Annotated in this window: 13 protein-coding genes; 2 read left to right on the top strand and 11 right to left on the bottom strand. The window is 65.2% G+C overall.

The features are described 5' to 3' along the window. Position 1 precedes the first annotated feature (1 nt). Positions 2-1,978, top strand: a complete 1,977-nt coding sequence (malQ, locus tag HXX15_RS16165; RefSeq protein WP_296517329.1) for a 4-alpha-glucanotransferase — start codon at positions 2-4, stop codon at positions 1,976-1,978. Beyond that, on the top strand, positions 1,962-3,764 hold the full coding sequence (locus HXX15_RS16160) for a glycoside hydrolase family 15 protein (protein WP_296517328.1): 1,803 nt from the start codon (positions 1,962-1,964) through the stop codon (positions 3,762-3,764). Before malQ ends, HXX15_RS16160 begins: the two co-directional genes overlap by 17 nt. Before the next feature lie 8 nt (positions 3,765-3,772). Here the strand turns inward: HXX15_RS16160 and HXX15_RS16155 are convergent, their stop codons facing one another. The 11 genes from HXX15_RS16155 to HXX15_RS16105 all read right to left on the bottom strand — a co-directional run bounded on the left by HXX15_RS16155 (position 3,773) and on the right by HXX15_RS16105 (position 14,935). After that, positions 3,773-4,585 (bottom strand): HAD family hydrolase, encoded by an 813-nt coding sequence (locus HXX15_RS16155; protein ID WP_296517327.1) that lies wholly within the window; start codon positions 4,583-4,585, stop codon positions 3,773-3,775. A 7-nt stretch (positions 4,586-4,592) separates the two neighbouring features. Further along, a complete protein-coding gene (locus HXX15_RS16150; RefSeq protein WP_296517326.1) occupies positions 4,593-5,132 on the bottom strand; it encodes a gluconokinase in 540 nt (179 codons plus the stop codon). Then, entirely contained in the window at positions 5,122-5,865 is a 744-nt protein-coding gene (pgl, locus tag HXX15_RS16145; protein ID WP_296517325.1) for a 6-phosphogluconolactonase, read from the bottom strand. Before pgl ends, HXX15_RS16150 begins: the two co-directional genes overlap by 11 nt. A gap of 4 nt (positions 5,866-5,869) precedes the next feature. Further along, the gene (gene zwf, locus HXX15_RS16140) at positions 5,870-7,384 is read right to left on the bottom strand and encodes a glucose-6-phosphate dehydrogenase (protein WP_296517324.1); all 1,515 of its coding nucleotides are present in this window, start codon (positions 7,382-7,384) and stop codon (positions 5,870-5,872) included. Beyond that, positions 7,381-8,418 (bottom strand): phosphogluconate dehydrogenase (NAD(+)-dependent, decarboxylating), encoded by a 1,038-nt coding sequence (gnd, locus tag HXX15_RS16135; protein WP_296517323.1) that lies wholly within the window; start codon positions 8,416-8,418, stop codon positions 7,381-7,383. The genes zwf and gnd overlap by 4 nt, the downstream gene beginning before the upstream one ends. Before the next feature lie 131 nt (positions 8,419-8,549). Further along, positions 8,550-11,402: a bifunctional transaldolase/phosoglucose isomerase gene (locus HXX15_RS16130; RefSeq protein ID WP_296517322.1), complete on the bottom strand. Its 2,853-nt coding sequence runs from the start codon at positions 11,400-11,402 to the stop codon at positions 8,550-8,552. A 217-nt stretch (positions 11,403-11,619) separates the two neighbouring features. Continuing rightward, positions 11,620-12,090: a DsrE family protein gene (locus tag HXX15_RS16125; protein ID WP_296517321.1), complete on the bottom strand. Its 471-nt coding sequence runs from the start codon at positions 12,088-12,090 to the stop codon at positions 11,620-11,622. Between the two features lie 48 nt (positions 12,091-12,138). Beyond that, a complete protein-coding gene (locus HXX15_RS16120) occupies positions 12,139-12,765 on the bottom strand; it encodes a hypothetical protein (RefSeq protein WP_296517320.1) in 627 nt (208 codons plus the stop codon). 110 nt (positions 12,766-12,875) lie between these two features. Beyond that, positions 12,876-13,724, bottom strand: coding sequence for an SDR family NAD(P)-dependent oxidoreductase (locus HXX15_RS16115; protein ID WP_296517319.1), 849 nt, complete (start codon positions 13,722-13,724; stop codon positions 12,876-12,878). A gap of 40 nt (positions 13,725-13,764) precedes the next feature. Next, the gene (locus HXX15_RS16110) at positions 13,765-14,211 is read right to left on the bottom strand and encodes a MarR family transcriptional regulator (RefSeq protein ID WP_296517317.1); all 447 of its coding nucleotides are present in this window, start codon (positions 14,209-14,211) and stop codon (positions 13,765-13,767) included. Between the two features lie 61 nt (positions 14,212-14,272). Then, a complete protein-coding gene (locus HXX15_RS16105; protein WP_296517315.1) occupies positions 14,273-14,935 on the bottom strand; it encodes a DUF4286 family protein in 663 nt (220 codons plus the stop codon). Positions 14,936-14,937: the final 2 nt, after the last annotated feature.

Genomic DNA, 14,937 nt, shown 5'->3' with positions numbered 1-14,937 from the left:
AATGAACCTATATGAAAAAGCGACCGAACTCGGGATTCAGACCGAATTTTTCGATGGTCAGGGTCAACGACACGTCACCGACGCCGCAGCACTGAAATTGATCATCGATGCCATGCCGGTGCGTGCTCCGCACCGGTTTCTGGATCACGTGGTCGTCGTGCGACTTGGCGAACACGGCCAATCCGAATTGACCGACGCTGTCGCATTTCCGTTACAATGGAAGATCCGCGCCGGCGTCGAGATCGTCGCGCAAGGCAGCGCCGAACAGCGGACGGTGACGTGGCCTTCGACGCTGTCGATCGGCAGCTACCATCTCGATCTGACGGATGCGTCAGGTATCAGCGAAGACGTCCCGCTGATCGTCGCGCCGCCAAGGGCCTTTGGCGGCGATTTCGATCGATCGTGGATTCTGGCGGTGCAGCTCTATGGCGTGCGATCGCCGCGCAACTGGGGGGTCGGCGATTTCACCGATCTGGAGCGGCTGATCGAACTGGCGGCGGATCTCGGCGCCGACGGGGTCGGGCTCAATCCGTTGCACGCGCTGTTCGACGACCGGCCATCGGATTGCAGCCCATATTCGCCGAACAGCCGATTGTTTCTCAATCCGCTCTACATCGACGTGGAAAAGCTGCCGGAGTATTCGACGCCGGATGTGGCCGCGGGCCGGGCCGAACGATCGAGCCTCGGCTTCGGCGACACGATCGACTACACCGCCGTCGCCGATGCCAAATGGCCGGCGCTGCGGCTGGCATTCGAAAATTTCCGCCGCAATCCACAACCGAGGCGACGTGCGGCATTCGACGAATTTCGTCGCCAACGCGCGCCGCTGTTGTCCCGCTTCGCCTGTTTCGAGGCGCTGCGGCACAGATTGGCCCGGCCGTGGTGGGAATGGCCGGATGACCTGCAGCATCCGGACGACGCGCGATGCGCGCAATTGCGCGAGGGACCCGACGCGGAAGACATCGAGTTCGTCGAATTCGTGCAGTGGTGCGCCGACGATCAGTTGCGAAATTGTCACGAGCGCGCGGCCGGCCTCGGCATGAAAGTCGGTCTCTATCTCGACGTCGCGGTCGGCGTACAGAGCGACGGCTTCGACGCCTGGAACGAGCAGGTGGCGATTTCCCGGCATCTGTCGGTCGGCGCGCCACCCGATCAGCTCAATTCCGCCGGCCAGAACTGGGGTCTTGCCGGGTTCAACGCGGCGGGGCTCGAGGTCACATCGTTCGAGCCGTATCGCCAGATGCTGCGCGCGGCGATGCGCTACGCCGGCGCGATCCGGCTCGACCACGTGCTCGGCCTCAACCGGCTTTATCTTGTCCCGTCAGGATTCGCCGCGGACCACGGCGTCTATGTGAAAATGCCGTTCGAAGCGTTGCTGGCGATCGCCGCGCAGGAAAGCGTCGCCAATCGCTGCGTGGTGATCGGCGAGGATCTCGGCACCGTGCCCGACGGATTTCGCGAGCAGCTCGCGGCGTGGGGGATCTGGTCGTATCGGGTGATGATGTTCGAGCGCCATTTTCACGAAGGCTGGTTCTTCGGCGTCGATCACTATTTGCCGGAGGCGTTGGTGACTTTCAACACCCACGATCTGGCGACCTATGCGGGCTGGCACAGCTTCGCCGATCTGCATTTCAAGCGCGGAATCGGGATGGACCCCGGCGAAAGCGACGACGCACGCGGTCATGCGCTGACCATGCTCGGGCACGCGTTGCGCTTTCACGGCATCGCTCGCGACGATTTCTATGGGGTGGTGACGTTCCTGGCGCGGACCCGGTCGCGCCTGCTCGCGGTCGCGCTGGAAGATCTGCTCGGCCTGACCGATCAGCCCAACATTCCGGGCACCGTCAACGAGCACCCGAACTGGCGCCGCCGGCTGCCGCTGGCAATCGACGAGATCGCGGCGGCGATCGACCGCCCGGCATTGCAGGCGGCGACTGCGGGCCGCGGCAAGGTGCGAAGCGTTGCCCAGCAGGATTGAAGATTACGGCCTGATCGGCGATTGCGAGACCGCAGCCCTGGTCGGCCGCGACGGCTCGATCGACTGGCTGTGCTGGCCGTCGTTCGATTCCGACGCCTGCTTCGCAGCGTTGCTCGGCACGCCGGAACACGGCCGCTGGCAGATCGTCCCGGCCGGTCCGATCACGGCGTGTTCGCGCCGCTATCGCGGCGATTCGCTGATCCTGGAAACCAGGTTCGAGACCGCCGACGGCGCCGTCACCCTGACCGACTTCATGCCGCCGCGCGGCAAGGTGTCGGACGTCGTCAGGATCGTGCGCGGCGAGCGCGGTCGGGTGACGTTGCGGATGGAGCTGGTGATCCGCTTCGGCTTCGGCGCCAGCATCCCTTGGGTGAAGCGGACCGAAGACGGCGCGCTGCTGGCGATCTGCGGTGCGGACATGACGGTGCTGCGCACGGCGGTCGAAACCCGCGGTCAAGACCTCACCACGGTGGCGGAGTTTTCGGTCGGCGTCGGCGACACCGTGCCGTTCGTGCTGAGCTACGCGGCGTCGCATCTGGCGGTGCCCACCGCGATCGATCCGGAGCAGGCGCTGCGCGATACCGAGGCGTTTTGGGCCGAATGGTCCGGGCGCTGTACTTACAAGGGCGAGTACAGCGATCTGGTGATGCGCTCGCTGATCACCCTGAAGGCGCTGACCTTCGCGCCGTCCGGTGGCATCGTCGCGGCGCCGACCACGTCGCTGCCGGAAAAGCTCGGCGGCGCGCGCAATTGGGACTACCGCTATTGCTGGCTGCGCGACGCCACCTTCACGCTGCTGGCGCTGATCGATTCCGGCTATACCGAGGAAGCCACCGCCTGGCACGACTGGCTGCTGCGCGCGGTCGCCGGCGCGCCAGCCAACATGCAGATCATGTACGGCATCATGGGCGAGCGCCGGCTGCTGGAATGGCAGGCGGACTGGTTGCCGGGTTACGAGGGCGCGCAGCCGGTTCGGATCGGCAATGCGGCTCACGTGCAGTTGCAGCTCGACGTCTATGGCGAATTGATTGATGCGTTTCATCAATGGCGGATGGCCGATCTGATGCTCGACGGCGAGTCATGGTCGTTGGAACGCAAGGTGATCGAGCACCTTGCCGGGATCTGGCAGAAGCCGGACAGCGGCATCTGGGAGCGCCGCGGCCCAGGCAGGCACTACGTCTCGTCCAAGGTAATGACCTGGGTCGCGTTCGACCGCGGCATCAAGAGCGCCGAGCGGTTTGGCCTCGAAGCGCCGCTGGAGCGCTGGCGGACGCTGCGAGATGAAATTCATCGCGACGTCTGCGCCAACGGTTTTGACGTCGCGCAGAATTCCTTCGTCGAGTCCTACGGCGCGCAGATTCTGGATGCCAGCATCTTACTGCTGCCGTCGGTGGGTTTCTTGCCGGCGTCGGACCCGCGGGTGCAGGGGACGCTGGCCGCGATCGAACGGCATTTGATGCGGGACGGCTTCGTGCTGCGTCACGACCCGCGCGAAATCACCAATGAGACCCAGCCGATCGAAGGCGCGTTCCTGGCCTGCAGCCTTTGGCTCGCCGATGCCTACGTGCTGGCGGGCGAGATCAACAAGGCCAAGGCGCTGTTCGAGCGGGTCGCCGCGGTCGCCAACGACATCGGCCTGCTGGCGGAGGAATACGATCCCGACGCCAAGCGGCAGACCGGCAATTTCCCGCAGGCGTTGACCCATATCGCCTTGATCAACACCGCGCATAATCTCAACGCGGCAAGCAAACCCGCCGACAAGCCGGCGGCCCAGCGGTCGAAATAGCGTCGCGGTCAGCCGGTGCGATTGCGCTCAAGGATGAAATCGATCGCGCCGGCGAAGCCCTCGGCCTCGTTGCTGCCCGTGACGTGGCTGGCGCAACGTTTGACGTCGTCGGTGGCGTTACCCATCGCGATCGACAAGCCGCTTGTCCGAAACATCGCCAGATCGTTCTGCATGTCGCCGATGGTGGCGATCACGTCGGTCGAGATGTCCAGACGCTTGGCCATCGCCCGCACGAAGGTGCCCTTGTCCCGCCCCGGTGGCGTGACGTCGAGATAATAGCTCTGCGACCGGATTGCCAAAGCCGTGTCGCCGAGCGCTGCCTGCAGCGCCTTCTCGCATCGCTCCAACAAGGCGGCGTCGGCGCTGGCGCCGACGATTTTGCAGGCGGTGGCAATCATCGGCGAAAAATCCTGCACCACGGTCGGATCGAACAGGATGGTGTCTCGTTCGTGCGGCACATATTTGCCGTCGTCTCGGCGGATGAACCAGTTGTCATTGCTGAACAGCCAGATGTCGACGCCGAATTGGTCCAGCAGCGCCAGGCTGGTCTGCACCGCCGGCGCGGGGATCAGATGCTGTTCGAGCACCTTCAGCGCCGGATCGACGATCGAGCTGCCGTTGAACGACCCGACCGGCAGTGTGATGCCGAGCGGCTCGATCAGCATCCGCATCCCGACCGTCGGCCGGCTGCTAGTGATGGTGAAGCCGATGCCGGCAGCGTGCAGCCGGGCAACCGCGGCACGCGCATTGTCGGTCAATTGCTTGGCCGATGTAACCAGCGTGCCGTCGACGTCGGAAATCACGAGAGCGATCTGGCTCATGGAAGGCTCATCCTTGCGTTACGCGGTCCGGCGCGAGTTTGCCGACGATGGCGCTGACGATGGCGTCGACCGATGCGTCGATGCCGACGACGAGAGGGTTTTCGTCGGCGCCGGGCGGCTGCAACGCGGCGAACTGGCTGTCGAGCAATCCCGGCGGCATGAAGTGATTTTGACGCGCGGCCATCCGCGACGCGATCAGTTCATAACTGCCGTCGAGATAGACGATCCGCACGTCGGCGCGGCCGTGCACCAGGATTTCGCGATAAGCGCGCTTCAGCGCCGAGCAGGCGATCACCACGTGACCGTCGGCGTCGGCGACCCGGTCGATCTCGTCGGCGATCGCGCGCAGCCATGGCCAGCGGTCGTCGTCGGTGAGGGGATGGCCGGCGCTCATCTTCGCGACATTGCTGGCCGGATGAAACCGGTCGCCGTCCTCATAGCTCCAGTGCAGCCGTTCGGCCAGCGCCGCGGCGATCGTGCTCTTGCCGGAGCCGGAGACGCCCATCACGATCAGCGCGCAGGGCGCGCGCCCGGGTTCATCCGCCATGAAGCGACTCGGGCAGCGCCGCCTGATCGACCAGCCAGACCGTCTTGCCGCTCGACCGCGCGCGCCCGGCGGGAAGATCCTCACCTTCCAGTACCCTTGTCGCAATCGCGCGCTTGCTGTCGCCGCTGAGCAGAAACAGCATCTCCTCGCAGGAGGCAAGCGCGGGCAAGGTCAGCGTGACGCGGGGAACGAACGGCTCGACATTGGCGGTGGCGACGCCGACCACCCAGCGCTCGCACTCGTCGAGCGCGGGAGCATTGGGAAACAGCGACGCGGTGTGGCCGTCGGGGCCGATGCCCATCAGCACCAGATCGAACAGATGCCGCGCCGGGTCGAACCGATCCGCGCCGTAGAAGGCTTTCAACTCGGCCTCGTAGCTCCGCGCGGCGTCGTCCGGGGAGGGGGCCTCGGTCGCGATCGGATGGATATTGGCCGCGGGCGCCCGGCCGTCGAGGAACAATTTTCGCGCGATGGCCATGTTGTTCAACGGATCGTCGCTCGCAACGAAACGCTCGTCGCCGATGAACCAGTGGACCTTGCCCCAGGGAATCCGGTGTTCGAATTCGCCTGCGAGCAATTGATACAGCCGCTGCGGGCCGGAGCCGCCGGTCAGGCAGATCGCCGGGCGGTCGTGCCGCAATTCGATCCGCGCGATCAACCGCTGCGCGGCAAGCCGCGCCAGCGCCTCCGGATCGGTGGCGACGACGATACTGCGCTGGTCGCCTGCAAGCATGGGTCTAGCCCGGTTCGCGCCAGTTGCGGCCGTCACGCGTCAGCAAGGTGTCGGCATCGTCGGGGCCTTCGCTGCCTGCGCGATAGGTTTGCAGACCCTTGGCGCCGGCCTTTTTCCAGGCGTCGAGGAACGGCTGCACGGCGCGCCAGCCAGCTTCGACGCCATCGGCGCGCTGGAAGAGAATGTTATCACCGATCATGCAATCGTGCAAAAGCGTCTCATAGCCGTTGCTCGGCGCGACATGGAAATAGTCCTTGTACTTGAAGGTCATCTCGACGCCGTCGATGGCGATAGTGGGGCCCGGCACCTTGGAATTGAATTGCAGCGAGATGCCTTCCACCGGTTCAATCCCGATCACCAGATAGTTCTGCGACAATTGCTGGATCGGGGTGCAGCGAAACATCGCGAACGGCGCCTGCTTGAACTTGATCGCCACCTCGGTGCGCTTGGCGCCGAGCGCCTTGCCGGTGCGCAGATAGAACGGCACGCCGGCCCAGCGCCAATTGTCGATGGTCAGCTTCAGCGCCGCATAGGTCTCGGTGGTGCTGTCAGGAGCGACGTCCTTGGTGTCGCGGTAGTCGTCGATGTCGGTCTCGTTGACGCGGCCGGCGGTGTATTGCGCCCGCACCGAATTGTGCAGAGCCTCGGCTTCGCTCTGCAGCTGGATCGCCGCCAGCACGTCGGCCTTGGCCGAGCGCACCGCGTGGGCGTTGAAATGCGCCGGCGGTTCCATCGCCACCAGCGACAGCAGCTGGAACAGATGGTTCGGCACCATGTCGCGTAGCGCGCCGGTCTTGTCGTAGAAACTGCCGCGGTGACCGACGCCGAGCTTTTCTTCCACGGTGATCTGCACGTGATCGATGTGATCGCGGTTCCAGATCGGTTCGAACATGCCGTTGGCGAAGCGCAGCACCAGGATGTTCTGCACCGTTTCCTTGCCGAGATAGTGATCGATCCGGTACAACTCGTGCTCGCTGACGATCTGCAGCAGGTGATCGTTCAGCGCTTTGGCCGAGGCGAGATCGGTGCCGAACGGCTTTTCGACCACCAGCCGCCGCCACGCCGTGCCGTCTTCGCGCAACAGTCCGGCGCGGCCGAGTTGTTCGCTGATCGGCGCGAAGCCGTCGGGCGGCGTCGCCAGGTAGAACAGCCGGTTGCCGCCGGTGTCGCGCGCCGCCTCCAGCTTTTCCAGCCGCTCGCGCAGCCGATCGAACGAGTCCGGATCGCCAGGGTCGGCGCTGACCGCGGTCACGCAATACAACAGTCGGTCGGCGACAGTGTCGTCAACCGGCCGGGTCGCGAATTGCCGCAACCCCTGCATCAGGCTGGCGCGCAGATCCTCGCTCGACATTTCCTTGCGGGTGATGCCGACTACGCAGAATTTCTCCGGCAGCAGCTTGGCTTCGGCGAGATTGTACAGCGCTGGAATCACCAGACGATGGGCGAGATCGCCGGTGACGCCGAAAATCACGAAGGCGCAACCATCGGCAAGGATCGGGTCGGTGTCCTGGCTGGTCACGATCGATCCACCTTGGGCTTCAGGATTTCGGGCGCGGCCTGCCTGGCGGCGTCGGGATGCTGTTGCGGTTCCTTGTGGCCGCCGAAGCCGGCGCGCATTGCCGAGAGGATCTTTTCAGCGAATGTATGCTGCTGGCGCGAGCGGAACCGGGCGAACAGCGCCGCGGTCAGCACCTCGGCCGGCACCGCCTCGTCGATCGCGGCGTTGACGGTCCAGCGGCCTTCGCCGGAATCCTCGACGAAGCCGGAATACTCATCGAGCGTGTGATTGTCAGCGAGCGCCGAGGCGGTGAGGTCGAGCAGCCACGACGGGATCACGCTGCCGCGTCGCCACACTTCAGCGATGTCGGCGATATCGAGATCGAACCGGTGCTCGCTCGGCAGCGCCTCGATATTGGCGTTCTTGAGAATGTCGAAGCCCTCGGCATAGGCCTGCATCAAACCGTACTCGATGCCGTTGTGCACCATCTTGACGAAGTGGCCGGCGCCGACCGGGCCGGAATGAATGTAGCCCTGTTCGACGCGCGGATCACGGCTGTCGCGACCCGGGGTGCGCGGAATCTCGCCGATGCCGGGCGCCAGCGTGGCGAAGATCGGATTGAGCCGGTCGACCACCGCCTTGTCGCCGCCGATCATCATGCAATAGCCGCGATCGATGCCCCAGACGCCGCCGCTGGTGCCGACGTCGACATAGTGGATTTTGCTTTCCTTCAGCGCCTTGGCGCGGCGGATGTCGTCCTGCCAGAAGGTGTTGCCGCCGTCGATGATGACGTCGCCGGGCGACAGCAGCTTGCCCAGCGCATCGATCGTTGTCTCGGTGATCTTGCCCGCGGGTAGCATCACCCAAACCGTGCGCGGTGCGGTCAGCTTGGCGACCAGATCTTCCAGCCCGCTGGCGCCGACCGCGCCTTCGGCGGCGAGGGCGTCGACCGCCTTCGGATCGCGATCATACGCCACGGCATGATGGCCGTTCCTCATGAGACGGCGAACAATGTTACCGCCCATTCGTCCCAAGCCGATCATGCCGAGCTGCATGGCGTCTCCCTGTGTGGCATTGCCGTTGTCCCCGTCATTGCGAGGAGCGAAGCGACGAAGCAATCCAGTCCTTGCCGTATCGCTCTGGATTGCTTCGCTGCGCTCGCAATGACGATCTCAAATTTAAGTTCCTAATTCAACGCCGCGTGGAGAGCGGCGTCGAGCATCTTCAGGCCGGCCGCGAGGTCGCCCTTGAGATGAACCCGCAGCGCGCGGCGGCCACGTTCGGTCAGCACGTCGAAATCGCCGCGTGCCTGCGCCGCCTTGATCACGCCGAAGCTGGCGCTCTGGCCGGGCACGGCGAGGTCACTGCTGTCGTCGGCGGTGATCTGCAGGAACACGCCTGAGTCCGGCCCGCCCTTATAGGCCTGGCCGGTGGAATGCAGAAAGCGCGGGCCGAATTCTGCGCAGGTCGCGACGTGCTTGCGATCGCGCACCGCCATCCGCATGTGTTGCAGCATGTCGATGTGATCGTGGTCGCGCTCGATATAGGCCAGCAGCGCGACGTAGTCGCCGGCCTTGGAGCGGGCGAAATGCGCAGAGAGCCACGAGCCGAGATCGCCATCGGCGCCGGCCTTGCGCAACGCCGCGGCGTTGGCGTCGTCGGTGTAGAGATCGGCCTGCGCGGTGGAGAGCGCCGGCGTCTCGGCCGGCAGCTTGCCGGATGTTTCGAAAGCGCCGGTGAGTTCGCGGGTCTTGATCTTGGCGGCTTCGACGTCGGGCTGATTGAACGGATTGATGCCGAGGATCGCGCCCGCCACCGCTGTGGCGATCTCGAAACGGAAGAATTCCTGGCCGATGTGATCGGGCGATTGCAGCACGATCCGCACCACCGGATGCCCGGCCTTTTCCAGCGCCGTGAGCTTGTCGTCATGCGCCTTGTCGGTCTCACCTTCGGTGCGCAGATCGATGAACAAGCGATCCGTGCCGTAGACGGCGGGTTCGCCGAGCGGTTCGCCGTCGATCGGGATCAGGCCCTTGCCGTCCTTGCCGGTGGATTCGGCAATCAGCTGTTCGGCCCAGGCGCCGAAATCGGCGATCGCCTGCGACGACACGATGGTGACCTTGTCGCGGCCTTTGAGCCCGGCGCAGCCCATCGCAAGTCCAAGCTGGACGCCGGGATTTTCCGAAGGCGGCACGTCGGGTCCGCAGGAGCGCACCATCGCCAGCGCCAGATCGAGAAAGCGTGCCAGATCGATGCCGGCGGCGGCCGCCGGCACCATGCCGAACGGCGACAGCACCGAATAGCGTCCGCCGATGGTGGGGTCGCCGTGGAAGATCCGCGCGAAACCCTGCTGCTTGGCGACTTTCTCCATCGACGAGCCCGGATCGGTGACGGCGACGAAATGGCCGCCGGCCTTGTCGGGGCCGACCACTTCGCTGACGCGGGCGTAGAAATAGTCCTTCATCGCGTTCGGCTCGGTGGTGCCGCCGGATTTGCTGGAGACGATGAACAGCGTCGTGGCGAGATTCACTGATCTGTCCATCGCCCGCACCTGCGCGGGATCGGTGGAGTCGAGGACGCGCAATTTCGGAAAGCTGGATTGCTGCGCGAAGGTCTCCGCCAGCACCTCGGGGCCGAGACTGGAGCCGCCCATGCCCAGCACCACCGCATCGGTGAAAGCTTGCTGCTGCACCCAGCCGGCGAAGTCCTTGTAGGCGGCGAGTTTCGCCTTCTCGGCGGCGGCGCTGTCGAGCCAGCCGAGCCATTTGTCTTCGTCGGTGCCGGTCCAGATCGCGCTGTCGCGTTCCCACAGCTTGCGGATCGTGCCGGCGGCGCGCCACGCCTCGCTGCTGTCCTTGATCGCCTTGGCGAGATCGTCACCGAGCGCGATGGTCTGGCGGTTGATGCCGCTGGCGAGCACCGCAGTGCGCTTGTGCGCCACCGCGCCGAGCAGCTTGTCGAACGCGTCGGCGAACAGCTGCACGCCCTCGATCACCAGCCTGTCGGTGATGGCATCGAGCGAAATTCCGGCGCTGGCGAGCCCGGCCAGCGCGGCGCGGGCGTCGTCGACGTTTTCCTCGAGGCTGTCGCGCAGCTTGCCGTGATCGCGGAACGCATCCAGCGTCGCAGGCGGAACGGTGTTGACGGTGTTGGGGCCGATCAGTTCCTCGACATAGAGCACGTCGCTGTAGGCCTTGTTCTTGGTGCCGGTCGAGGCCCACAACAGCCGCTGCGGCTTGGCGCCGCGCGCTTCCAATTTCTTCCAGCGCTCGCCGGAGAACAGCCGCTTGTAGTCCTGATAAGCGAGCTTGGCGTTGGCGATCGCGATCTTGCCTTTCAGTGCCGCGAGCCGCGCCTTTTCGCTCGGATCATTGGCCTTGGCGATCTTGTCGTCGAGTTCGTTGTCGACCGCGCTGTCGATCCGGCTGACGAAGAAACTGGCGACGCTGCCGACGTGGGACGGATCGCCGCCGCCGGCGACATAGGCCTCAAGGCCGTCGAGATAGGCCTCGGCGACCTGGACATAGACCTTCTGCGAGAACAGCAGGGTGACGTTGATGCTGATGCCCTTGGAGATCAGATGCCGGATCGCCGGCAGGCCTTGCTGCGTCGCTGGCACCTTGACCATCAGGTTGCGGCGATCGACCTCGCGCCACAGCCGTTCGGCCTCCACGATGGTGCCCTTGGTGTCCAGCGCGAGATAGGGCGACACTTCGAGGCTGACGAAGCCGTCGGTGCCCTTGAGCCGGTCATAGACCGGGCGGAGCACGTCGGCGGCGTGCTGGATATCCTCGACCGCCAGCGCCTCGTATAATTCGCCGATCGGGCGATCGCCGGCTTGCAAAGCCTGGCTGACCGCGCCGTCATATTCGTCCGAGCTGCCGATCGCTTTCTCGAAGATCGACGGGTTCGAGGTCACGCCCTTCACGCCGTCGACATCGATCAGCTTCTTGAGGTCGCCCTTGGCGATGAAGCCGCGGGCAAGGAAATCCAGCCAGACAGCCTGGCCATGTTGTTCGAGCGCTTTGACGGGGTTCATGATGCCTTGTTCATTGTTTGTGCGATGCAGCCTCGGGGCCATTTCCGTCCGGGAGCCGAGCCTTGTCAACACGTCGTTCGGCGGCGCATGGCGCGCGGCCGAATACCCTTAAAGGTTGACGTATCAGCGGCCGAACGGTTCCAACCCGAGCCCTATCGCAATCGCGTGATGCTGGGATAACAGCCCGATCGGCGCGAATGCGGCGGCCGCGAGCGACTCACGGCCGAAGGTAGAGGTATCCCTGCGATTGCAGCTCGGCGATCCGCACCACGCCGCCATGCTCGGCGCTGACGAAGCCGGGCAACAGGTCCTTGAGGGTCACATTCTGCCCCTTCATGGTGTTGCCGCAGGCGGCCAGTTCGACGCCGGCGCTGGAAAATCCGCCGATCTGGCGACTGACGTCGGGATTGGCCTTGTCGGCGTGGAACGAGCGCAGCGCCGGGCCATGCACCACCAGGGCGATGGTCACATGATCGGGGCCGCCGACGCCGTCGATGTGATTGCGGATGTTGCCGAGCACGAAGCCGACCTTGTCGTGATCGCTGAGGTGGTAGACGACCTTGAGCTTGCCGGGGGCGGTCTCGGCCGGGGCGGTTTCAGCAGGTGCGGCTTCGGCGCGGCTAGCGGCGGCGAGCAGCGCGGCCCCCAGCGACGACAAAGCGGCGGACAATAATTTGCGTCGATGCATGGCGGGCTCCCGGAGTGGCGAGGACGGCTGGTGCGATCTGCGATCCGCTCAGGGCTCGGTCGACGCCACGATCTTGCGCTCGGGCATCAGCGCGTCGCAGTCGCGCAGCTCGACGCGCTGCAGCCGGAACGACTTGTCGTCGGCGCCGGCGACCAGCTCATGGTACGTTTCCTCGTCCGGCCTGTCCTTCTGCCAGATCCGGATCCGCTCCAGGCTGACCAGCGTGGATTGGTCGTCGTCCGCCAGCGCCATCGAAATCCCGCCGCCGTCGCAATCGACGCCGCAGCCGAGCTGGATCTCGCCGCCCTTGTCGTCGGCGACGACATGGCGGCAGGAGCCGCTCGACTCGAAATTGGCCTTGCGGTGGCGGTAATTGAAATTGAGCGTGAACGAATAGGTCTCGGCGCCGTCGTCCGGCGATTTCTCCGCGCTGACCAGCAGCTTCATGGCGGCGACCTTCTGCTGCGGATGCCGCGCCAGATGGTCGGCATCGTAGCGGCGGGCGAAACACGCATAGGCGTTGTCGGCGCCGACTGGCTTGCCGAAGATCCGGGTATCGAACGCGGCCTGCCGGGCGGGATCGATCGGATGATCGCCGTCGTCGGCACGGGCACTTGCCAGCGACAGGGTCATGATGGTCGCGGCCAGGGCCGCAAGGGGGAGGGCGCCTCGCATGACATGATCCTCATCATCGAACGGTCAGCGATGTCGTGCGGTGGCCTCACAGCAGCGACGTCGCCGTCAAGTCGTCGTCAGGATTGTGTCGCGCCAGGCGTCGCTGCCGTTCAATGGCCGGCGGCCGGAGGATTGCGGCCGACGCTCTGCTCGATCGACACAAGCCGCTGCAATATCTGCGGGTTTTGGTCGGGATGGGTCAGAATCAGGAAATCGTCGCGTTCGATCCCGGCCAGCACGCGCCTCGCCAATTCGTCGGTCGGCATCGGGTCGGCCATCGCCTGCGCGAAGGCGGCGCGGATGCGGTCGAGCAGAGCGGCCGGCGTTTTCACCGCGGCGGCGAGGTCGGCCGGCCGGTTTCGCTCCGAGTCGGCGATCCGCGACTGCACCACGCCGGGGCAGACCACCGAGACTTTGATGCCGGAGCCGATCGCCGCCAGCTCCTGCTTAAGGCTTTCCGACAGCCCCACCACCGCATGTTTGGTCGCCACATAGGTGCTCAGGAACGGCGGCGCGGTGAGGCCGGCCAGCGATGCGACATTGACCACATGGCCACCCTTGCCAGCCAGCATCCGCGGCAGGAATGCGCGCAGGCCATTGACCACGCCGAACACGTTGACGCCGAACGCCCAGCTCCAATCGTTCGGATGGCTGTCCCACAGCGGCCCGAGAAAGCCGCCGACGCCGGCATTGTTGACCAGCAGGTCGACGCGGCCGAAACGCGCCATGACCGCCGCCGCCAACGTCTCGACGGCGGAGGCATCGGCGACGTCACAGACGAAGGGTTGTGCGTCGATTCCTTCGGCCTGGAGTCGCCTGCTTGCCTGATCCAGCGCTTTGGCTTCGATGTCGGCGAGGGCGACAGCAAGCCCGCGCTGGCCCAGCGCTGTGGCGATGGCAAATCCGATTCCGCTTGCGGCGCCGGTCACCACCGCCACCTGTCCGGCCTCGAGTTTCATTTCAGCATTCCTTTGGGTTCGATTGCGCCAGCTGCGTGCGTCAAGCGATGTCGCCGGGCAGCGTGGCGGTGAAGCGGCCGAGCAGGCCGGCAAGCGTGGCAATGTCCTTGTCGCTCCAGCGGTCGCGAAAGATCTCCTCGGCCATCCGCTGCAAGGTGATTTCGGTCTCGGCGACCCGGGTCCGGCCGGTCTTGGTCAAGGCGACGTAGCCGACCCGGGAATCGCGCGGATCGGATTCGCGCTTCACCAGCCCGGTCTTTTCCAGCGGCGCCGTCATCCTTGTGATGGTCGACTGGCTGGTGTTCAGGCGCGCGGCGAGGTCGACCCGCCGCAGCCGGTGCAATGGCGCGCGACCGAGCTGCATCAGCAGCAGCAGCTCGTTCAGCCCAAGACCATGCACCGAGCCGAGCTCGGGGCTCAACCGCGCTTCCAGAACGGATTGCGCGCGCAACAGCCGCAGCATCGCGGTGACAGGAGGTGTCGTCATGCGCCATGGATAACGCAATGTACTTCCGCATGCAAGTATATTAAAAGTATTTTCCGGCGCGCTAGATTTCGGCCTTCGCTAGGTCCCACAGCAGGGTGTAGATCCCGACCGAAACCAGGGTCGAGGCGGTGGCGCTGACGATGCCGTCGAAAACGCCGTCGATGGCGGCTTCCAACGCTGCGGGCGAGGTGCCGTCGATCAGCACGAACCAGTCGCCGGCGCCGGGCGCCTCGGTGTCGCCGGTGAGCGGCTTCGACAGCGCGGGATCGTTTTCCATCAGGTGCATAGAAATGATGCCGTCGAGCAGCTCCGGTTCGAGCTGCTTGAGAATGCCGGCGCGCAGGGCGTCGGCGTGGCCGGCGCCGGGACGAATCCGGACCAGACCGAGCCAGGCGCCGCGACCGCGGCCGCGGCTGGTGGTGATGCGGGCGACGCCGCGGATCATGTTGCGGAATTTGGCGATGTTCTTGTTCGACCACGCGGTCTGGTTCGCCAGCGCGGTCTTGTAGGCGGCGCTGCTCAGCACCTCGAAGGTCTGGGTGGAATACAGGCTGAGATATTTCGGGCTGGCCCGATGCGCGACATAACGCCGGGCCTCGATGAAGCCCGGAATCGCGACCCGCTCCAGCAGATGTTCGCGGTCGTACCAGCGATTGAAATCGAGTTCGTCGGCCGGATCGATATCCATCGACGTCAGCAACATTCCGGTTCCGGCCAGCGGCATCT

The organism is Rhodopseudomonas sp. (assembly GCF_013377015.1).
GTDB lineage: Bacteria > Pseudomonadota > Alphaproteobacteria > Rhizobiales > Xanthobacteraceae > JARJEH01.
The sequence above is the reverse complement of the archived record's forward strand: the minus strand, read 5'-3'. Positions and strand labels throughout refer to the sequence as shown.